18 protein-coding genes are annotated in these 20072 nt (G+C 57.3%); 7 read left to right on the top strand and 11 right to left on the bottom strand.

The genetic code is table 11. From position 1 onward, the window contains the following. Nucleotides 1-6 precede the first annotated feature (6 nt). The 4 genes from glyS to ACO079_RS05615 all read left to right on the top strand — a co-directional run bounded on the left by glyS (nt 7) and on the right by ACO079_RS05615 (nt 7541). Nucleotides 7-2253, top strand: coding sequence for a glycine--tRNA ligase subunit beta (glyS, locus tag ACO079_RS05630; protein WP_421792418.1), 2247 nt, complete (start codon nt 7-9; stop codon nt 2251-2253). Nucleotides 2254-2263: 10 nt separating this feature from the next. Next, nucleotides 2264-4936: a pyruvate, phosphate dikinase gene (ppdK, locus tag ACO079_RS05625; RefSeq protein WP_421792417.1), complete on the top strand. Its 2673-nt coding sequence runs from the start codon at nt 2264-2266 to the stop codon at nt 4934-4936. 196 nt (nt 4937-5132) lie between these two features. After that, nucleotides 5133-5894: a cell wall hydrolase gene (locus tag ACO079_RS05620; protein ID WP_421792415.1), complete on the top strand. Its 762-nt coding sequence runs from the start codon at nt 5133-5135 to the stop codon at nt 5892-5894. An 81-nt stretch (nt 5895-5975) separates the two neighbouring features. After that, complete coding sequence (locus ACO079_RS05615; RefSeq protein WP_421792413.1) at nt 5976-7541, top strand: hypothetical protein; 1566 nt, start codon at nt 5976-5978, stop codon at nt 7539-7541. Between the two features lie 3 nt (nt 7542-7544). On the opposite strand, the gene nadC is transcribed toward ACO079_RS05615, so the two are convergent. The 5 genes from nadC to ACO079_RS05590 form a co-directional block, all read right to left on the bottom strand. Next, nucleotides 7545-8390, bottom strand: a complete 846-nt coding sequence (gene nadC, locus ACO079_RS05610) for a carboxylating nicotinate-nucleotide diphosphorylase (protein ID WP_421792411.1) — start codon at nt 8388-8390, stop codon at nt 7545-7547. Continuing rightward, nucleotides 8387-9877, bottom strand: coding sequence for an L-aspartate oxidase (locus ACO079_RS05605; protein ID WP_421792409.1), 1491 nt, complete (start codon nt 9875-9877; stop codon nt 8387-8389). The genes nadC and ACO079_RS05605 overlap by 4 nt, the downstream gene beginning before the upstream one ends. 8 nt (nt 9878-9885) lie before the next feature. Then, the gene (gene nadA / locus ACO079_RS05600) at nt 9886-11019 is read right to left on the bottom strand and encodes a quinolinate synthase NadA (protein WP_421792407.1); all 1134 of its coding nucleotides are present in this window, start codon (nt 11017-11019) and stop codon (nt 9886-9888) included. A 145-nt stretch (nt 11020-11164) separates the two neighbouring features. After that, entirely contained in the window at nt 11165-12124 is a 960-nt protein-coding gene (locus ACO079_RS05595; RefSeq protein ID WP_421792405.1) for an NUDIX hydrolase, read from the bottom strand. Beyond that, nucleotides 12121-12756, bottom strand: a complete 636-nt coding sequence (locus ACO079_RS05590) for a YfbR-like 5'-deoxynucleotidase (protein WP_421792403.1) — start codon at nt 12754-12756, stop codon at nt 12121-12123. The genes ACO079_RS05595 and ACO079_RS05590 overlap by 4 nt, the downstream gene beginning before the upstream one ends. Before the next feature lie 101 nt (nt 12757-12857). Between ACO079_RS05590 and ACO079_RS05585 the strand changes: the two genes are divergently transcribed. Both ACO079_RS05585 and ACO079_RS05580 read left to right on the top strand, forming a co-directional pair. After that, complete coding sequence (locus ACO079_RS05585) at nt 12858-13700, top strand: universal stress protein (protein ID WP_421792402.1); 843 nt, start codon at nt 12858-12860, stop codon at nt 13698-13700. Between the two features lie 52 nt (nt 13701-13752). Beyond that, nucleotides 13753-14127: a hypothetical protein gene (locus tag ACO079_RS05580; RefSeq protein WP_421792400.1), complete on the top strand. Its 375-nt coding sequence runs from the start codon at nt 13753-13755 to the stop codon at nt 14125-14127. Between the two features lies 1 nt (nt 14128). On the opposite strand, the gene ACO079_RS05575 is transcribed toward ACO079_RS05580, so the two are convergent. The 6 genes from ACO079_RS05575 to ACO079_RS05550 are packed head-to-tail and all read right to left on the bottom strand — an operon-like array spanning nt 14129 to nt 19038. Next, entirely contained in the window at nt 14129-15112 is a 984-nt protein-coding gene (locus ACO079_RS05575) for a hypothetical protein (RefSeq protein ID WP_421792399.1), read from the bottom strand. Nucleotides 15113-15122: 10 nt separating this feature from the next. After that, nucleotides 15123-16241, bottom strand: a complete 1119-nt coding sequence (locus ACO079_RS05570) for a beta-ketoacyl-ACP synthase III (RefSeq protein ID WP_421792398.1) — start codon at nt 16239-16241, stop codon at nt 15123-15125. Then, nucleotides 16238-17359 carry a beta-ketoacyl-ACP synthase III gene (locus ACO079_RS05565; protein ID WP_421792396.1) on the bottom strand — a complete coding sequence of 374 codons (1122 nt, stop codon included), beginning with the start codon at nt 17357-17359 and terminating at the stop codon, nt 16238-16240. The genes ACO079_RS05570 and ACO079_RS05565 overlap by 4 nt, the downstream gene beginning before the upstream one ends. Before the next feature lie 27 nt (nt 17360-17386). Next, entirely contained in the window at nt 17387-17620 is a 234-nt protein-coding gene (locus ACO079_RS05560) for a hypothetical protein (RefSeq protein WP_421792394.1), read from the bottom strand. Then, nucleotides 17617-18213 (bottom strand): DNA-3-methyladenine glycosylase I, encoded by a 597-nt coding sequence (locus tag ACO079_RS05555; RefSeq protein WP_421792393.1) that lies wholly within the window; start codon nt 18211-18213, stop codon nt 17617-17619. The genes ACO079_RS05560 and ACO079_RS05555 overlap by 4 nt, the downstream gene beginning before the upstream one ends. A 45-nt stretch (nt 18214-18258) precedes the next feature. Next, nucleotides 18259-19038: a YgfZ/GcvT domain-containing protein gene (locus ACO079_RS05550; protein WP_421792391.1), complete on the bottom strand. Its 780-nt coding sequence runs from the start codon at nt 19036-19038 to the stop codon at nt 18259-18261. 64 nt (nt 19039-19102) lie between these two features. Between ACO079_RS05550 and ACO079_RS05545 the strand changes: the two genes are divergently transcribed. Beyond that, the gene (locus tag ACO079_RS05545) at nt 19103-20065 is read left to right on the top strand and encodes a glycosyltransferase family 9 protein (protein WP_421792390.1); all 963 of its coding nucleotides are present in this window, start codon (nt 19103-19105) and stop codon (nt 20063-20065) included. The last annotated feature ends 7 nt before the right edge of the window (nt 20066-20072 follow it).

Raw genomic sequence — 20072 nt, 5'->3', positions numbered from 1 at the left:
GTTTCAGTGCCCCAGCTTCTGCTCGAACTCTTCTCCGAGGAAATTCCTGCCCGTATGCAACCGCGCGCGGAAGCCGATCTTGAGCGGCTGTTTTCCGCTGCACTGAAAGAGGCCGGGCTGGGCTGGGAGAGTATCACCACATTCGCCGGGCCGCGTCGTCTGGGCTGTGTGATTGAAGGCTTGCCGGCCGAGACCGAGGCCGTGCGTGAAGAGCGCAAAGGCCCCCGCACCGATGCACCGGAAAAAGCTTTGCAGGGATTTATGCGCGGGGCGGGCGTTGAGAGCCTGGATGATTGCGAGGTCCGTGAGGACAAGAAGGGCTCGTTCTACGTTGCGGTGATTGAAAAGCCGGGCGTGAAAACGGCGGACGTCATCGCCTCGGTCGTGCCGGATATGATCCGGAACTTCCCCTGGCCGAAATCCATGAAGTTCGGCGAGAACGACCGGGCCCAGCGCTGGGTGCGTCCCCTGCAACGCCTTGTGTGCGTGTTTGATGGCCAAGTCGTGCCGGTTGAGGTGTTCGGGCTCAAAGCGGGCAATGAAACCGAAGGTCATCGCGTGCATGGGCCGGGACCATTCACCGTTTCAGATTTTGCGAAATATAAGTCTCAGCTGGAAGAAGACGGGCATGTCATTCTCGACCGGTCGGTGCGGGAAACGATCATTCTGGAAGGGGCCAAGCGCGTCTGTGTTGAGGCCGGTCTGGAGCTGATCGAGGATCAAGGCTTGCTGACAGAAGTCGCCGGGCTGGCGGAATGGCCGGTGCCGCTCTTGGGTCAGATGGATCCGGATTTCCTCGATCTGCCGCCGGAAGTCATTCAGCTCTCCATGAAGACGCATCAGAAATATTTCGCGGTGCGCGACCCGAAAACGGGGGAGCTGGCGCCAAATTTCGTGGTGGTGGCCAATCAGATGGCCCCGGATGGCGGTGCAGCCATTGCAGCGGGTAATGCGCGCGTCCTTTCGGCGCGTTTGGCCGATGGCCGTCATTTCTGGGATCTGGATCGCAAAACGCCGCTGACCGAGATGGCGGACGAGCTTTCCAAGGTCACCTTCCATCAAAAGCTGGGCACGGTGGCCGACAAGGTGGAGCGCGTGGCCGCGCTGGCGCGTGAGCTCGCGCCCGCTGTGGGCGCAGACCCGGATCAGGCGGAGCGCGCGGCGCGTCTGGCCAAGGCCGATCTGGTTTCGGAAATGGTCGGGGAGTTTCCTGAGCTGCAAGGCATGATGGGACGCTATTACGCGCTGGAGCAGGGCGAGCCGGCCGAGGTCGCCGATGCGATCCGCGATCATTACAAACCACAAGGCCCGTCGGATGCCGTACCGACCGCGCCGGTCAGTGCCGCCGTCGCACTGGCCGACAAGCTGGATACGCTGGTTGGCTTCTGGGCGATAGACGAAAAACCGACTGGCTCCAAAGACCCGTTCGCGCTGCGCCGGGCGGCGTTGGGCGTTATTCGGATATTGTTGGATAGCGAATATCGTCTGCCATTAATGAGCTTTAATGGCGTGAGTAATGGGAGCTATTCAATACAAATGGCTTCTGGGCGTGTCTTTTACGATGCGATCTCGCTGGCCTTCAAAGTTGGAAACGAAGAACTTGCTCAAGCACTACTGGAAGCTGCCGGTGCCGAGTTCGATGAGGACCTAATCCGATCGGGCGATCGTGGAGGCGATTTGTTAGTTGCGCCATACCAGGTCGGTCGAACTTCCGAAGAATTTCCGCGAGAGTTGTTGGCCTTCTTCGCTGACCGCCTGAAAGTCCACCTTAAGGATGACGGCATTTCGCATGATGTGATCGATGCGGTGTTTGCCTTGGGTGATGATGACCTGGTGCGGGTCACAAACCGCGCCCGGGCACTGCAAGGATTCCTAAATACCGAAGACGGTCAGGCACTGCTGGCGGGTTACAAGCGCGCGGCGAATATTCTCAAAGCCGAGGAGAAAAAAGACGGTGAGGGCGCGTTCGAGGGCGAGCTGGATAGCGACTACACCCCGGCAGAAGCCGAAGAAAAAGCGTTGATCGCGGCACTGGAAACGGCGCGGCCCGAGGCGGCCAAGGCGGTTGAAGCGGAAGACTTTAACGGCGCGATGAGTGCGCTATCTCAGCTGCGGATTCCGGTGGATGCCTTCTTTGACAAAGTCACCGTGAATCACGAAAACGAATTGCTGCGCCGCAACAGGCTTCGCCTTCTGGCGATGATCCGCAAGGCAGCGCACACCGTGGCCGATTTCAGCCGCATCGAGGGATAAGGGACAGGCGATGAGCGCAACCAAATGGGTCTATGCCTTCGGAGGCGGGTCGAGCGAAGGCGATGCGGAAATGCGCGAGCTGCTGGGCGGCAAGGGCGCCAATCTGGCTGAAATGGCCAAGCTGGGCCTGCCGGTGCCGCCGGGCTTTACCATCACCACCGAGGTTTGCGTCGCTTACTACGCCAATGAAAAGACCTGGCCGGCGGATCTGGAAGGCCAGATTGAAGGCGCGCTCGCCAATCTGGAAAGCACGACGGACAAGAAATTCGGCGATCCGGCGAACCCGCTGCTTGTGTCGGTGCGCTCGGGCGCCCGTGCCTCGATGCCGGGCATGATGGATACGGTTTTGAACCTCGGCCTGAATGACGAGACGGCGGAAGGTCTGGCCCAGCTATCCGGTGACAAGCGCTTTGCCTATGACAGCTATCGCCGCTTCATCCAGATGTATTCTGATGTGGTCCTAGGGCTGGATCATTCGATTTTCGAAGAGATCCTGGAGACCTTCAAGGAAGAGCGCGATTACACGCTGGACACCGATTTGTCGGCTGACGACTGGGTCGAGATTGTTGGCGAATACAAGCGCGCCGCTGCCGAAGCCTTGGGCCGGGATTTCCCGTCTGATCCACGCGAGCAGCTACAGGGCGCAATCTGCGCTGTGTTCGACAGCTGGATGACGGCGCGCGCGATCAAATATCGCGAGCTGCACGATATTCCTGAAAGCTGGGGCACTGCAGTGAATGTGCAGGCCATGGTGTTCGGCAATATGGGCGAGACCTCGGCCACGGGCGTGGCGTTCACGCGCGATCCGTCCACCGGCGAGAACGCTTATTATGGCGAGTTCCTGATCAATGCGCAGGGCGAAGATGTAGTCGCGGGCATTCGCACACCGCAATGTCTGACCAAGATCATGCGCGAAGGGCTGGGCGATCCGCAGCCTTCCATGCAGGAAGCCCTGCCGGACAGCTATGACGAGCTGATCAAGGTGTTCGATATTCTCGAACGCCATTATCGCGACATGCAGGACATCGAGTTTACGGTCGAGCGCGGCCGCCTCTGGATGCTGCAAACCCGCAATGGCAAGCGCACGGCGAAGGCGGCGTTGAAGATCGCGGTGGATCTCGCTCAGGAAGGTCTGATTTCCGAAGAAGAAGCGGTGATGCGGGTCGATCCGGCGCAGCTGGATCAATTGCTCCACCCGACGATTGCCGAGAATGTTTCCCGTGATGTGCTGGCCACCGGGCTGCCCGCGTCTCCTGGCGCAGCGGCTGGCATTGTCGTCTTTGACAGCGATGATGCCGAAGCCATCGCCAAGAAAGGCGAGCCGGTCATTCTGGTGCGCGTTGAAACCAGCCCGGAAGATATTCACGGCATGCACGCCGCGCAGGGCATTGTGACCGCGCGCGGGGGCATGACCTCTCACGCGGCTGTGGTCGCCCGTGGCATGGGCCGGCCTTGCGTCTCCGGTGCGGGCTCAATCCGCATCGACTATGCTGCCAAACAATTCACAGCGGGCAGCCGCACGGTGAAGGAAGGTGATTTCGTCACCATTGATGGTGGCACGGGCGAGGTGCTGGCCGGCGAGATTGAGATGATCAAGCCGGAACTGGCCGGTGATTTCGCGCAGCTGATGGAATGGGCGGACAAATCCCGCCGCATGAAGGTGCGCACCAATGCGGAAACGCCAGCGGACGTTCAGACCGCCAAGGAGTTTGGCGCGGAAGGCATCGGGCTTTGCCGCACCGAACATATGTTCTTTGACGCCGACCGGATTGCGGCTGTGCGCGAAATGATCCTGTCGGAAAACAAGGAAGGACGTGTTGCAGCGCTGGCGAAAATCCTGCCCATGCAGCGCGCGGATTTCGAAGCGATTTTCGAGATCATGGAAGACCGGCCGTGCACGATCCGCCTGCTTGACCCGCCCTTGCACGAGTTCCTGCCGCACACCGAAGAAGATGTTCACGCCGTTGCTGAAGCCACTGGCTTATCGGCGTCTGCCTTGATGGCGCGGGCCGAGGACTTATCCGAAGCCAATCCCATGCTGGGGCATCGCGGTTGCCGCTTGGGGATTTCCTTCCCGGAAATCTATGAGATGCAGGCGCGCGCGATTTTTGAAGCGCAGGTCAATGTCGAGAAAAAGACTGGGGTGAAGCCGGTCGCCGAGGTGATGATCCCGCTGGTCGCCACCGCAAAAGAGCTCGCCATCCTCAAAGCGGCTGTGGCAAAGGTCGCTGATGAAGTCGCCAGCGAATCCGGCACGACCCCGGAATACCTGATCGGGACGATGATCGAATTGCCGCGCGCGGCGCTGCGCGCCGATGAAATTGGTGAAGAGGCGGAGTTCTTCTCCTTTGGCACCAATGACCTGACCCAGACGACCTTTGGCTTATCGCGCGATGATGCCGGCAAGTTCATGCCGGATTACATTGGGCAAGGAATTTTCGAAAAAGACCCGTTTGTCACCATCGATCAGTCCGGCGTTGGCGATCTGGTTCGTATCGCGGCTGAGCGGGGCCGGTCGGTTCGAAGCGGGATCAAGCTGGGCATTTGCGGCGAACATGGCGGCGACCCGGCATCGATCCATTTCTGTGATTCGGTCGGGTTGGACTATGTGTCTTGTTCGCCATACCGCGTTCCGATAGCGCGACTGGCCGCCGCCCAGGCGGCCCTGAAGGCATCACCCTAAACATCTGAATCGTCATCAGATTGTCGCAGACCTGTTGAAAACGCATAGCAGATAACCCATTTGTAATGGCCGGTTCCGCTTGACGCGCCTGAGAAGGGCCTATAATCGACCGCGCCGCTTAAGGATGGCGCAAGAAAGCGTCCATCTCTTCGCATTAATCTTGCGAGGGTTGGAATTAGCAATAGACGGACATGACATGACCGCTTCGGCGAACCAAAACGCAAACGCGAAGATCAAGCGCTGGACCCGCATCGGCTTTGCCGTTGTCGCCCTGGCGCTGGTGGCTGCGCTTTTGCCATTCGCCGCCCACCGGTCCATCCAGCAGGATGATGTCGCCTACTGGCAGGACATGGCCGAACGTCATGTCGAATCCGAAGACGTTCTGGGCTGGTCCGCACCTTACGCGCTGCGGGTCGCGGCGCATGGGCTCGCGACAGATGATCTGGAGGGCGCGCGCGTAGTAATGCGCCCGCTGACAGCCGATCTGCGGACCTTTGACTCGACCCATATCGATCGTGCCCGGTTCAGCTCGGCTGAATTGCATTGTCTGGCTGAAGCCATTTATTACGAAGCGCGCGGCGAAAGCTTTGCCGGCCAGACAGCGGTCGCCGAAGTGGTTATGAATCGTGTCAATCACCGGGTTTATCCAGGCACAATTTGCGGTGTGGTCTATGAAGGCTCCGAACGCGTTACGGGCTGCCAATTCAGCTTTACCTGTGATGGCTCCATGGACCGCGCGCCTCGTGGCCGTTCCTGGCGGCGCTCGCAAATGGTCGCGGAGCATGTTGCGTTGGGCTTTGCCCCGCCGCGCACGCGCCGCGCGACGCATTATCACACCACAGCGGTTGACCCGCACTGGAATGACTCACTGGTCCAGACCGGTCAGATCGGGACACACATCTTCTATCGGTTCCCCAATCGCCGCGAGCGGGCGGAGATGCGCGCACGCGATCTTTAGACGCGCTATCCCTTTTTGAATTGATGGTTAACAGGCCTGTTTGGCACATGCTAATGTCCCCATAAGACAAGGGGAAATAGCATGATAAGGCAGTTAACTGTATGTAGTATCTCGTTAATTTCACTTTCGGCATGTTCGGAATGGCTCTCCAATGACGAAGCGTGGGTGCCTAATCTCGCGGTCGCTGACGGCTCAGCGCCTCAAGCTGTCGCCCCGTTCGATCTGCCAGGAACCCGTGATTTTCAATTGACGAATACGCAACCCGGTGCGCTGACCGGCTATCGAATTTTCACTGTAATGCAGCCGGGTCAGCAGGAAATCTACAGCGCAGTAATCCAGCTGCCGCCCGAGTTTTCCGTAAATTCCTTCGAGACCATTGGCCCGATTGGAACCATCGTTGGCACCTACGGTTTCGATTTTGATACGTCAACACTGGGGATTCCGGAGCGTGTGTTGCAGGTGAGATCTCTGTCCGCGACACGTGCTTATGTCGATTCAAATCTGGACGGCGCGTACCAACAGGTCGAGGAACCGACAATTGAATATGCAAATACGGAGAATGGGCCCACCATCACCTTGATTTCACCCTTTGGTGGCGATGGCCGGGACGATACGTTGTCTTCTCAGTTTTTCTCAAACATCGTCGCGAATGCAGTGCCGGGTGTTTTGACTAATCCTGTTGTTGCAGGCGATTATCAGATCACCGCAACTTTCACGTCTGTCGACCCTGACGGCGGAAATGATGGTCGGGACAATGGCACCGGTGAAGATCCTCAAGTGCTTGAGGATACTATGACGGTAACCATCGCTAACCCGCCCTTGCGCGCAGCCGTTCTGCCCACGAGCCGTTCTGTGCCGTTCAACTCACCAGCGACGGTTTTTGCGACCATTGTAAATAATGGTGATACGACCGCCACCGATTGCGAAATATTGCCGTCTTCTGTCACCACGACACGCATCGGCTTTCAAACAACTGACCCAAACACCAACGCATTAACGGGAACGGCAAATACCCCTGTATCCATCCCAGCGGGTTCGAGTCAGTCGTTCTTGCTGGTAACAACGCCCTTCGAAGAGTTTTTTGTGGGGGCAGTTCCGTTTCAACCGCTTCAAGTCGAATATCTGTTCGATTGCGCAAATACGCTGCCTGCGCCCATCCTGCCGGGAATAAATACGCTTCAGCTTTCAGCCTCATCAACTCCAACGGCGGATGTCATTGCTATTGCAGCAACGGCATCCAATGACGGCCGTGTTTCGACGGGTGGCCCTAATTCGAATGCAGCTTTTGCCGCTGCCGGGCTTAATATTGGAACCAGCGAAAGTATTACTGTTCGTCCCCGAGCGGTTCTGAACTGGACAGGTGTGGGATATGCGAATGGTCTGGATGCTCCTTTTAATGATGATGCGCTGCGCGTGCTGATTTGCGAAACGACAGGCCAACAAGGCGGCCAATGTCTCGCGCCAGCGACTGCTGACATTGCTATCACCTTTGATCCAAATGTACCGCGAACCTTCTCGCTTTTCGTTCGCGGACAGGGTCAAGTGGTCACGGATGATCCCGCTCGAAATCGCATTTTTGTCGACTTTGTCGCAGAGGATGGCACTATTCGCGGACAGACGTCGGTCGCAGTAACGACGGCGAACTAGAATTTAGACCGCGTCCAATCCAAAATCGAAATTCGGCGCCGAGTGGGTTAGCGACCCAACGGAAATGATCTCGACGCCGGTTTCGGCGATATGGCGAACCGATTCGAGCGTGACGCCGCCCGAGGCTTCCAGGATTACGCGGCTAGCGGCTTCGACCACGGCAGAACGCAAATCTCCAATGTTGAAATTATCAAGCAGGACAACATCTGCGCCTGCTTTCATGACCCTCGATAAATCTTCCAACCGGTCTATTTCACATGAGATCCGAACCATGTGTCCGGCGTTTTCTCTTGCCGCACGGACAGCCTCAGCAGGGCTTTTCACGGCGGCAATATGATTATCCTTGATCAGGATGGCGTCTGAGAGATTGAAGCGATGCGGGGCGCCGCCACCGGCTCGAACGGCCTGAATTTCAAACGCGCGCAGGCCGGGTGTTGTTTTCCGGGTGTGAACAATTTTTGCCTTGGTACCCACAATCTCATCAACATAGCGGCGGGTGAGCGTCGCGATCCCACTCATGCGACCGAGAAAGTTGAGCGCTGTGCGTTCTGCCAACATGCACTCTCGGGCCGCCCCTTCGATCCGCAACACACTCTCATCGGGTTCGAGCGGATCGCCATCGCTGGCAAGCACGTCAATCGACAGGTTCGGGCCGGCCTGGGTGAAGACCTCGATGGCCGGTTGGAGGCCACACAAAACGCCGTTCTGCCGGGCCCGCAACTCAAAAGCCACCCTCGCGGTTTCCGGGACAACGGCCAGTGATGTAATGTCACCTGCACCGGAAACATCTTCCGCCAGAGCGCGCTGTACCGTTTCGCGAACAAGGTCGATGGGAAGATGTGGAATCATTCGGCAGCCCGTGCGGTTGGATTCATCGGCGCAATCAACGTGTCCTCTGCTTGGGCTGCTGGATGTGGGAAGTCCAGCCGGAAATGAGCACCTCGGCTCTCGGTCCGCGTCAAAGCTGCCACGGCGATGGTCCGCGAGAGGATTGTTTCATGTGTTCGTCCATAGCGCGCTTCCAGCCGGTCAATCCGGTTGAGCAGGTCTCGAAGGCCTGTGGCATCTCGCTCGACCCCAGCCAGATCACTCATCGCTCGACGAAGTCCCGGAAGCACGAGGCGCGGCAGCGACGTGACTTGTTGACCTCGCGGAGGCTGTGACGGTCGGACGGTTTGGGAGGTAAGGGCCTCGGCCAACCGGTAACCAATGACAAGCCCCTCGGCCAGCGAGTTAGAGGCCAGCCGGTTGGCCCCGTGCAGGCCATTATTTGCGCATTCACCAACTGCCCAAAGGCCGGTTACACCTGTATGCCCGTCAAGGTCGGTTGCGATGCCGCCCATTGTGTAGTGCGCTGCCGGACAAATCGGGATCAACTCGGTTCGAGGGTCAATCCCGGCTGTTTGGCAGGCGTTGAAAACGCCTGGGAATGCCTCAGGAAAAGCCTCACCGACTGCCGTACGCGCATCGAGATAAGATTGGCGACCTGACCGGTTGGCGTGGTACACGGCGCGCGCCACCACATCACGCGGGGCAAGATCTTGCCCGTCGGTGATAGACTTGCCGTCTGCATCAACAATACGCGCGCCTGTACCCCGCAAGGCCTCGGTGGCCAGTGGCAACGGATCCCCGCCGATCTGGATTGCGGTCGGGTGGAATTGCACGAATTCCGGGTTTCGGAACCCCGCACCGATCGCCATGGCCATGGCAATGGCCGAACCTGTCGCGCCTTGCGGGCTGGTTGTATCGGCAAAGAGACCACCATAGCCGCCCGTCGCCAGAACGGTATGTGCAGCTTGTAAGTCGTCTCTTTCACCCGCCGGGTCACGTACAATAACGCCAGCACATCCGCCTTCGTAAGAAGGAATCAAGCCCGTTGCCTGCCAGCCTTTGCGGATGTCAATGTGATCCGCTTTCCGGGCTGCGCGGATCAGCACGCCAAGAATGGCCTGTCCGGCTTGATCGCCCTTGATATGCGCAATGCGGGGATGCGAATGCGCGGCTTCGAGGCCAAGTGCGATGCGACCACTGTCATCGATATCGAACGGCACGCCCATCGCCTGAAGCGACGCGATTTGTTCTGGAATTCCTTGGGCCAGGGCTGTGGCGGCTTCCGGGCAAGTCAGACCGGCACCCGCTGCAATTGTATCGCCGGCGTGCAGGTCTGCGCTGTCACCATCACCAAGCGCTGCGGCAATGCCGCCTTGTGCCCAGGCGGTTGCCGCGCTAGTGCCCAACGCGGCGCCGGTTAAAACAATGACCGGTTTGGGTGCCAGTTTCAACGCCGTCCAGAGCCCGGCGATACCGGCCCCGACGATAACAACGGGACGTGTCATATCCGCCGCTACACCAGCGCGACCGGGACTGGCGCACGATCACGTTCAAATTGGGCGGGCTTATCCGGCTTGGGCAGATCGAGCATCCGCTGGATAGCGATACGCGCGCGCTCGGCTACGTCGCCATCAACAACCACTTCGTGTTGGTTATAGCGCAGCGCATCAAAAATATTTTCAAGCGTGATCCGCTTCATGTGCGGACAGAGATTGCACGGACGGACAAATTTCACGCCTGGGTTCTTAACCGCCACATTGTCGCTCATGGAGCACTCGGTCAGGAGCACAACTTTTTCCGGCTTCTGATCTTGCACAAATTTGGCCATGGCCGCAGTCGAACCCGCAAAGTCGGCAGCTTTGACCACTTCTTCCGGACTCTCCGGGTGGGTGAGTACGATCACGCCAGGGTGGCCTTCGCGCAGGGCTTCCACATCATCTGCGGTGAAGCGTTCATGGACTTCACAGCTGCCTTTCCATGTCAGGATGCGGACATCGGTATTCGCCGCGACATTTTTCGCTAGGAATTCATCCGGGATAAGGATCACGGTGTCCGATCCCCATTCCTTGGCCGCCCATTCCGTCACTTGAACCGCGTTGCTGGAGGTGCAGCAGACATCGACTTCGGCTTTCACAGCTGCTGACGTGTTCACATAGGTTATGATCGGATAGTCGGGATATTTCGCTCGGATCGCCCGAACATCTGCTGCTGTGATGCTCTCCGCGAGGGAGCAGCCTGCTTTCATGTCGGGGATCAGAACGGTCTTTTCAGGGCTCATAATCTTGGCGGTTTCCGCCATGAAATGCACGCCCGCCTGGATGATGGTATCCTGTTCAACCTCGGCCGCCATGCGGGCGAGGGCGAGACTGTCGCCGGAAAGATCGCCAACACAATTGAAGATCTCGGGGGTCATATAGTTATGCGCCAAGATGACAGCGCCTTTTTCTTTCTTCAGCCGGTTGATAGCGGCAATCAAAGGCGCATGGGCTGGCCATTCGTCGGGGAGGATCACGTCTCTGACCTGTTGATAAAGATGGTCAGTCTCGGCCCTTACTTCATCATCGTAAATAAGGGTCTCTGCCGGTTCAGATGGTGCAAAGTCCGTTTCACAGCGCCAGTTAGGGCGGGTCCAGTTCAAACCATCCATCTCAATTACTCCTTTTATGCTCAAAATGAGCATTATTAGGGTTCGAAGAAAGGTGGACACGGACGGTGCCCACCCTTTTGCTCTTACTGAGAACAAGTAGGTGTTTTACGGCAGAAAATCAATGGGTTTTGCAGTTACGCATTGCCTAGTTCAGACGCAAGCGAGGGACAGAAATGCCTGTGGCTTCGCCTTGACGGAGGACTTCGCGGCGATAGCGGAAGAGCTCCGCGGGGCGTCCGCCCGTGCGGGCCTCGAGCTTGCCTGTCCCTTCAATAAAGCCTGAGCGGTCAAGCGCGCGGCGGAAATTCTGTTTATGCAGGGGATAGCCAACAATGCCTTCTACAACCTGCTGGAGGCGCGAAAGCGTAAACACGTCTTGCATCAGCTCGAAAACGACAGGGCGGTATTTGATCTTACCGCGCAAGCGGCTGATCGCGGTGGCCATGATCCGGCGGTGATCGGACGCCATAGACCGGCTGATGGCGGGTGATGCGAGGCGCTCATCTCTGTCACGAGCGGATTCGGCGATCAGTCCGGCGCTATAGAGCAACTCATACCGGTCGAGACAGCGTTCCTCGATCCAGGGCCGGTTATCCAAACCAAAGTTGGCGCGTGTCCGGTCGCGCCGCGACGCCCTGCGCCCTTCTGTTTCCGCTTCATCGATCCAGTTGCGCAGGGCCGGCTCAATCTCATCGGACAAGATGGATGGCTTGCCATTGCGCCAGTCTTCCCATGGGAAAAACATGTACCAGTTCCACCATTCCCCACCGCCACTTGGAAGCGATTTTGCCTCGGGCGTCAGTGCGAGGTAGCCAATCGAAATAATTCGGGCCTCATTCGAAGCAGGAAGGTCGGCAAGCGGTGCTTCCCGCCCGCGGTCACCAAATGTGTAGAGTTGCTCGACATAGCCGAGCTGGAATTGCGCTTGCTCGCTCACCCATTCACGAAGGCCAATTTCGAAAGTCCTGTGACGGGCCGGATCAAAAGGACCGAAAGGCAGCGCTGGCTCTTTGGACTTGCGGGGCACGACGAGGACTTGCGGTGCCGTTTCGCCGGCGGCGATCACAACGGCATTCAGCCCAACTGCGACCGGCGGCAAGCTCATGTCGATCTTGTCGTCTGCGCATGATCCAATTGCTTCAACAAGGCATGAAACCGATCAAGAAACAATTCCTGCGCTTTGTTGGCGGCCATTGGACGAATTTCAATATCGAGCTCCGGCGGCAAGGGGCCGAAGAACTGCCGAGCCTCTTCTTCGCCAAAGCCGGCGATCTGAATAGCTTCCAGGTGTGCACATATCCGGTCGGCACGTTTAATCTTCCGTTTGACTTCAACGGGGCTTTTTGGCGGTAGACCAAATCGGATATGTACCGCCGCTTCCAGACGGTCCTCGAATTCGCGATAATTTACGCCCAGTGCCGCTTTGAACGGGCTGATCATGTCGCCGATGACATATTCTGAAGAATCATGAAGCAGAGCGGCAAGCCGCCATTTCGTTTCCAGCTTGGGATAAAGCGTTGAGACGATCTGTTCGACCAAAACGCTGTGTTCCGCAACAGAAAAGGCATGGGCGCCCCGAGTTTGGCCATTCCACCGCGCGACGCGGGCTAATCCATGGGCGATATCATCGATTTCAATATCGAGCGGAGAGGGATCGAGCAGGTCAAGCCGTCGGCCGGACAACATGCGTTGCCAGGCCCGAAGTGGAACATCTTTAGCGCGAACCCGCTTACTCATTTCGCTTTATCCCCGAATAATCAGCCGCTATTAACCCTCTGACTTCCTAAGCCCGATACGCTGGATATCAAGCATGGGCATGAGTGAAAGCGGAGCACTAGATGGCAAAAGAACGGATTGTCGTAACGCTGCAGGGTGACGATATCGATATCCTGCCATCGCGCGCGGCAGCACGACTGGCGGCACGATTTGACGCGACGCTCGATGCCATATTTCTGGAGCCTGATCCAACCGATTTCATGATGTGGGCCGGGCCAAGCGGCGCTGCAGTTTCCGTTATGGCCGGTGCGCTGTCGTCGATCCAGCAAGAGTCCGACAAGCGCGTTGAACAGGCAAAAATGACCTTTATTGATGCGCTCGAGTATGCCGATCTGACGGCGATCCGGGGGCGGTTTCTGAGAATTTCAGATCAACCCGAGGACGCTGCTGCGGAAACCCGTCTGTCACGCCTGGTCGTTACATCGCGCTATGCAGCATCCGGTAACGGCCCGGTTTCTGCATTGGCGACGGCAATCCTAATCGACGAACAAACACCTATTTATGTCTGCGGGGAAAAGGATACACCTCCGGCAAAAGTCGCTATCGCCTGGGATGGCTCGCGCGAGGCAGCCCGCGCCATGTATGCTGCCGCTCCCCTGATATCCGCCGCAGAGAAAGTCACTGTATTGCAGTCCGAGAAAGGCCTGGAATATCGGGATCGGCGGGCAGCCTCGGTTGACCGGCTTTACGACTGGCTCTCGGTCCGCGGCAAGCGATCAGAAACGGTAGATATTGATGCGTTTGGTCCGGATGTCGGCGAATGCCTGCTTCAAGGTGCACAGGACCATGATTTGCTCGTTGCCGGAGCCTATGGCCATTCGCGCTTGCGGGAGTTCGTTTTCGGCGGTGTTACACGCACACTTCTGGCTGCGACCGATGGTCCGGCCATGTTGCTTGCCCATTGACGTTTTTGGCTGCCATTCCCTTAAATGGCGAAGGGTTATTTGGAGGGAAGAGATGGCCTTGTCACGCGTTGTCATGAGATTGAGCCGCAATCCCGGTACCAGCCATCCTGATGGCGACGACCACCGGGGGTATACAATTGTTGCGCCTCTTGATGGGTCCGGCCATCTGGACCTGGATTTTTGGCGCAAGAACCGCGAAAAATGCATCGTTCTGCGGTTTTCACCCGATGAAGATGAGAAAGCCGATGGATGGCTGACTCATCGCGGCAGTCACTGGTACTTCCGCTATGATGAGGAAGATGAAGGGCCGGACGAGCCGGTCTACAGGCTGGGAGACCATGTCTTGCGCCTCGGCGAATATCTCACCATCCATGAGGCGGATGGAGAAGATCTCACCTACAAGATAACAGACGTTCAGAAGGTCTAGTCTATTCTTCGAAAACGATCGCAATGCGGTCCGCTTGCGGCGAGACTGCCAGCCTGGTCACGCCTGAAAACCCCATTCCGCCTAAATCGGAAATGGACTGCCAGCTAGCATGATCTTCATCGCGGTAAAACAGCGTATCGCCCGACGAAGAAAGCCAGCTTAACTGGCCCTCCGGGTTCAAAAAGACCGCGTAATCCTGACTCTCCCCCGGGAGACGAAAAAGCTCCAAAATCGAATCGGATGCAAAGTCGTATTCGTGGATCGTGAAACCGCCCTCGGCGTGCGCCAGTGTAAAATACGCCGATTGCCCATCCGGAGACGAGTAAAGCCCGCGGCCGGGTTCGGCTGTAACCTGCCGTTCAATGCCGTTGTCATTATCCGCCCAGCGCAAGGTGAAGGGATCGGTCAGCGCAAACAAAAGCATGACCGATTGGTCGCCGGACAATGCGTAATACCCGGATGGACCATAGGGATGAACCGGTGCTGATGACGCGCCATCGACCCGGGTCCGATAAACCTGACCGCCAACATCACCTGGCGCCTGGCGAATATAGGTAACGGACGTGCCGTCAGGTGACCGACGGGCCGAATACTCGCTGATGTCCGGTGTTGCGGTGAAAACGCTGACCGTGCCGTCCTGGCGCATATACCGGATATCGGTCTGATTGCCCGGCGTTTCTGTGGTGAAATAGAATCCACCGGCCTCGTCAAAGGCCGGTTGATTGTCGTAAAGGCCCTGCGTCGTATAAATCCGCGGCTGATCAATGACAGGAAGTCCGTCCTGCCAAGTCATCGTGGCAACGGCGATATCTGTATCCGGCAGGCCAGCGGTTTCGTCGTCTGTTGATCTTGGCGCTTCGGTTTCTGCGGCACTTTCGGTGTTGTCGTCCGATGTGTCCGGTTGGACTTCATCAACCGCTTGGTCCGGCGAACAGGCCGCAAGTAAAAATGCGCCCGAAATCCCGGCTATTGCTGACCTATGCATACTCCGCCTCCTAGCGTTTTTCGACGATGGCGGCTCCGCATCCATAACCTGCTCCGAACGCGCACATCAATCCACGTTCTCCCGGAACAAGATCGTCGGAGTGCATATCGAACGTCATCAACACGCTGGAGGAAGATGTGTTACCATATTCATTGAGAATAATCGGAGCGGCATCGGCATTCGGTTCGCGCTCGAGTGCTTTTTTCACAACCGCCTGCACGATCCGGATGTTGGCCTGATGCAGCCAGCCGCGCCGGATGTCGCTGGGCTTGTAGCCGAGATCCGAGATAAGGGTGGACGACACTTTGGACGCCATCGGAATGACGTCACGAAAAACGCGGTGACCATCCTGATCCACGAAGGCCTCGAAGGCTTCACCTTCTTCAAATTCGGTGTGGTTCATAAAGCCGAAATCGGACCGCAAGGCGTTTGACCATTTCGTCTCCAGCCGAACGCCTTGTAACTCCCAACCGCCGGCCTCGCGGTCACCCGCTTCGAGCAAAACAGCCGCGGCTGCGTCCCCGAAAATAAAATGAACCTCGCGACGCCGGTAGTGATTGATTGCGCTCATGATTTCCGGGCAGACAATGAGGATGGCGTCTGCCTGACCGGTCCGGATCAGTTCGCGCGCTTGCTGCATAGCGAAGATCGCTGAAGCGCAGGCCATGGTCATGTCAAAAGCCCATCCGCGTGTCATGCCGAGGGCGTTCTGTATTTCAACAGAAACGGCGGGAAAATTCCGCTGTTGAGCCGATGAGGCGACAATCAACCCGTCGACATCTTCGGCGGTCCGTCCGGCTTTCTCCAGGGCTTTTCTGGCAGCGCTCAGGCCAAATTCCGCCTGAAAAGCCATAGCTTCCTTTTCGCGATGCGGAATTCGTGGGCGCATTCGATTGATGTCCATCAAGCCGTCCTTGTCGACGACATGCCGATTCAGAATACCAGAGGCCTGTTCGATGAATTGTTCGCTCGAATGAGGAACGGCATTGAGATCGCCTGCTTCAATTGCCGCTTCGTTTTCAGCGTTGAACTGGTCGGCATAGGCATTAAACACCTCAACCAGCTCGGCATTGGTTATCCGGCTTTCCGGCGCGGTCCAGCCCACGGAACGAATGACGCAATCTCTCATGCCGCGCGTTTCTCCAAAATTACTGAGCCGACTGAGTAGCCTGCTCCAAATGAGCACATTAGCCCCTTTTCGCCAGCTGCGAAGCCATCGCTGTGACGGTGGAACGCAACCAGAGAACCCGCCCCGGCTGTATTCGCGAACTCGTTTAGAATAACGGGTGCTTCGTCCTCGGAAAATTCCCGGTCAAAGACCTTACGGGCGATCATCATATTCATATTGATGTTCGCCTGATGTAACCAGAGCCGCTTCATATCTGTGGACGCCAGATTATTGGCGGCAAGTTGTTTGAGGATCAAATCAGCCACCATGGGGCAGACTTCTTTGAAAACCCGCCGGCCTTCCTGGACAAAATACCGGTCTTCAAAGCCAGGTTCCGGCGTCTCGCAGGCGTTCAGGAAGCCAAAGTTCGACCGGATATTATTCGAGTAGACGGTTTTCATCTGCATGTTGCGGACAGACCATCCGTCAAGGCCGTCCTCCTCACGTTCAACCAACAGCGCGACCGCAACATCACCGAAAATAAAATGGCTGTCCCGGTCGCGGAAATTGAGCTGGGGCGTTGTAATTTCGGGTGTCACCAACAAAACCGACCGTGCCTGTCCGGTCTGAATGGCGTTGACGGCGTTTATCAGTCCGAACGTGCCCGACGAACATGCGACGCTCATATCGTAGCCAAACCCTTTTATTCCCAATGCGTTTTGAATTTCGATGGCGATGCAGGGGTAGGTGCGTTGCATGGTGGTTGCCGAACAAATGACGCCGTCAACTTCCGACGGATCACGGCCCGCAGCTTCGAGAGCGGCTTTCGCAGCTACTAGTCCCGCTTCTGCCATAACGGAAATTTCATTGTCGCCGCGCCGCCTGACGCCGGGTCGCATCCGATCAATGTCCAGCACGCCGGCCTTGTCGATTGTGTATCGGGACTGGATGCCCGACGCTTTCTCGATGAAACCTGATGACGATGGTTCTTTTGCCTGCAGAGTGCCTGCCGCAATGGCGTCCGCATTTCGGGCATTCCATTGTTCGACCCACGCATTGTAGCAGGCGACCAATTCGTCATTGCTGACGCTTTCGGGCGGGGTCCATAAGCCGCTGGATCGAATTACCGCATTGTGCATCTGGAAGATCCGTGAATAGAGCCGGAACTACTGGTCGTTGTAGATCGGGTTGTTGGTTTGACGTTCGATCTCACCGGTTCGAGGGTTTTCGCAGACCCATTCGCCTGGACCCGCCGGATCAGATGCCCTGGCCAGCCGGCATTCTCCGCGATGTAAATCCTGAGCCGTCAAATCTTCATTGTCACGCTCAGGTGGCCAATTCAACGTGGAACATCCCGCAAGTAATAACCCAGCAGCAATCAGTAAAACGGAAGATTTCATTCGCGCGCTCCCATCGATTTCACCTCGGCATGCCGGGGGCAGCCTACAAGATGATCATTGACCATGCCGACAGCCTGCATGAAGGCATAGACGATAACAGGTCCGCAAAATTTGAAACCCCGCTTCTTCAGGTCCTTTGACAGCGCCTCACTCAAGGGCGTTTTTGCAGGGACCTCAGCCATGGTCTGCCATGAATTCTGAATCGGTTGCCCGCCAATAAAATCCCACAGATAGGTGCTGAAGTCCTCGCCTTGATCGCGCATCTGCAGGAAAATGCGGGCGCCTGTTATGGTCGCCGCGATTTTCGGACGCGAACGGATGATGCCGGGATCATTTAGCAACCGATCAATGTCGCGTTCCTCATAGGCGGCGACTTTTTCCGGATCAAAGCCCTCAAAGGCGGCGCGGATCGTTTCCCGTTTTCTCAGAATGGTAATCCAGGCCAGCCCGGCTTGCATGCCATCGAGCACAAGCTTTTCCCAAAGCGCTCGGGAATCGTATTCGGGAACGCCCCACTCGGTATCGTGATAGGCCGCATAAAGCGGATCACCATCAGGAGCCCAGGGGCATCTCGTTAAACCTTGTGCCGTCATCCACTCGCTTTAGACCGGGAAATCCGATCTGGCGAGAGCGCGGCCTCAGTCCAGTTCGGGCTGGATGATATTCACAGCTATGCCGCCTATGGAGGGTTGAACCTCAGCGACCTCCAACCGGTCAAGCCGGACAATTGCAAGCGCGGTGGTGTCGTAAGCCGATGTCACTGTCCCGAGAGGCCGATCACCAGCCAGCAAGATATCACCTTGTTTGAGCAGTGTGTTTTTCGCCTCGATTTTCACAGTGCGCTTGCGGATTGTTCCTCGGCGTTTCATTCGTGACAGAACTTCCTGACCAATGAAGCAGCCTTTTCGCCACGCGATTCCGCCATAAAGGTCGAGGTTCACGTCCGTCGGGAACACCTCGGTTTCGAAGTAGTCACGGCCAAGTGCCGGCACGCCGCTGCGAATCTCTGCTGCCGTTTGTTCACTGTCGCCCGGTTCAAACCCGGACGAGGCCGGCTGGATGCTCCTGTGCGGCAGCGATGGGGACCGCGGATCGGCAGCGCCTTCGCCAACGATTACGGCGAGGTTTGAGTCCAGAACAATCTCGGCCTTGGCCCGAAGGCGATAGAGCGTGAGCCGTTTTACCAGGCTTTCGGCGGCCTCTCGCCAGATATCAAGATCGATCCCATCTTTTGTGCCATGCATCAGAAAGTCGGCAATGACTTTTCCTTGCGGGGTTAACAGCGCGCCGGATTTGATCTCGCCGGGACTGATTGCCGGAATGTCGGTGGTGATGACGCGCTGGAGAAACTCTGAAGTGTCTGGCCCGGCAATGCGGATAACAGAACGGTCTGCGAGGTGTCTGACGTGTGATGACATAGCCGCGATATGGCATTGAGTGTGGTGCTGGCCAAGGGGGCGGGCTTGGTTTAAGCCGCAATTCATGAAGCGGATTCTGTTCATCACGTCTACGCGGATTGGCGATGCAGTCATCAATTCCGGTGTGCTGGACTATCTCGTGCGGCAATGGCCGGATGCGAAGTTCACGGTTGCATGCGGGCCGTTGGCCCAGCCCGTTCTCGAGAACACGCCCGGGCTGGAGCGGCTGATCATAGTCAGGAAAAAATCTTTTGGCTTGCACTGGTTAGGCCTGTGGCGGCGGGTTGTTTTTCAGCACTGGGATTTGATTGTTGATTTGCGCGGATCTGCGATTGCCTATCTGCTTGCCGCAAATACACGGAAAGTCCTCCGGTCAACCAAAGTGAAAATGCATAAGGTTCGCGAGGCAGCCGGAGTGTTGCGCCTTGATCCGCCTCCTGAGCCCAGGCTCTATTTGCCGGAAGAAGCACGGCAACGCGCCCTACAGTGGATACCACCGGGCCGGGACTGGCTTGCCGTGTGTCCTTCGGCCAGCCTGCCTTTCAAAATGTGGCCCGCCACACACTTTGCAGAGTTGGTAAAAACACTTGTTTCGCCCGGCGGAGCCATGGCGGGAGCGGGAGTGGTGATTGTCGGCGGGCCTGGCGACGAACCGCATGCTGAACCTATACTGGCGGCTCTTCCCGATAATGGCGTTGTGGATCTGACCGGCAAACTCTATTTGTCCGATGTCGCAGCCATTGTTGAACGAGCGCGGCTGTTTATCGGCAATGACTCGGGCGTCATGCACATATCTGCTGCTATGGGAACGCCGACGCTTGGCCTGTTCGGTCCGTCGGACGAGATGTTGTACGGGCCCTATGGCGAGCAATGCGCAACGGTTCGGGGGCCTCGCGGATTGGAAGCCACGAAATCAGAGTTTCCGGATTGGCGCCAACACCCGTCGAGCTTGCTGGACGATCTGCGTGTTGAAGCTGTTATTGGAGCAGCCGAACGACTTCTGGAGAGAACAGAAAAGCCTGACTGAGCTCAGC

It is taken from the genome of Hyphobacterium sp., assembly GCF_965228115.1.
Classification (GTDB): Bacteria; Pseudomonadota; Alphaproteobacteria; order Caulobacterales; family Maricaulaceae; genus Hyphobacterium.
Note: the sequence above shows the minus strand (reverse complement) of the source record. Positions and strands in the feature narration are given on the sequence as shown.

Bases quoted from the DNA above. Each gene is read 5' to 3' on its own strand.
- ppdK (WP_421792417.1), top strand. From the start codon at position 2,264: ATGAGCGCAACCAAATGGGTCTATGCCTTCGGAGGCGGGTCGAGCGAA.
- ACO079_RS05620 (WP_421792415.1), top strand. From the start codon at position 5,133: ATGACCGCTTCGGCGAACCAAAACGCAAACGCGAAGATCAAGCGCTGG.
- ACO079_RS05615 (WP_421792413.1), top strand. From the start codon at position 5,976: ATGATAAGGCAGTTAACTGTATGTAGTATCTCGTTAATTTCACTTTCG.
- nadC (WP_421792411.1), bottom strand. From the start codon at position 8,390: ATGATTCCACATCTTCCCATCGACCTTGTTCGCGAAACGGTACAGCGC.
- ACO079_RS05605 (WP_421792409.1), bottom strand. From the start codon at position 9,877: ATGACACGTCCCGTTGTTATCGTCGGGGCCGGTATCGCCGGGCTCTGG.
- nadA (WP_421792407.1), bottom strand. From the start codon at position 11,019: ATGGATGGTTTGAACTGGACCCGCCCTAACTGGCGCTGTGAAACGGAC.
- ACO079_RS05595 (WP_421792405.1), bottom strand. From the start codon at position 12,124: ATGAGCTTGCCGCCGGTCGCAGTTGGGCTGAATGCCGTTGTGATCGCC.
- ACO079_RS05590 (WP_421792403.1), bottom strand. From the start codon at position 12,756: ATGAGTAAGCGGGTTCGCGCTAAAGATGTTCCACTTCGGGCCTGGCAA.
- ACO079_RS05585 (WP_421792402.1), top strand. From the start codon at position 12,858: ATGGCAAAAGAACGGATTGTCGTAACGCTGCAGGGTGACGATATCGAT.
- ACO079_RS05580 (WP_421792400.1), top strand. From the start codon at position 13,753: ATGGCCTTGTCACGCGTTGTCATGAGATTGAGCCGCAATCCCGGTACC.
- ACO079_RS05575 (WP_421792399.1), bottom strand. From the start codon at position 15,112: ATGCATAGGTCAGCAATAGCCGGGATTTCGGGCGCATTTTTACTTGCG.
- ACO079_RS05570 (WP_421792398.1), bottom strand. From the start codon at position 16,241: ATGAGAGATTGCGTCATTCGTTCCGTGGGCTGGACCGCGCCGGAAAGC.
- ACO079_RS05565 (WP_421792396.1), bottom strand. From the start codon at position 17,359: ATGCACAATGCGGTAATTCGATCCAGCGGCTTATGGACCCCGCCCGAA.
- ACO079_RS05560 (WP_421792394.1), bottom strand. From the start codon at position 17,620: ATGAAATCTTCCGTTTTACTGATTGCTGCTGGGTTATTACTTGCGGGA.
- ACO079_RS05555 (WP_421792393.1), bottom strand. From the start codon at position 18,213: ATGACGGCACAAGGTTTAACGAGATGCCCCTGGGCTCCTGATGGTGAT.
- ACO079_RS05550 (WP_421792391.1), bottom strand. From the start codon at position 19,038: ATGTCATCACACGTCAGACACCTCGCAGACCGTTCTGTTATCCGCATT.
- ACO079_RS05545 (WP_421792390.1), top strand. From the start codon at position 19,103: ATGAAGCGGATTCTGTTCATCACGTCTACGCGGATTGGCGATGCAGTC.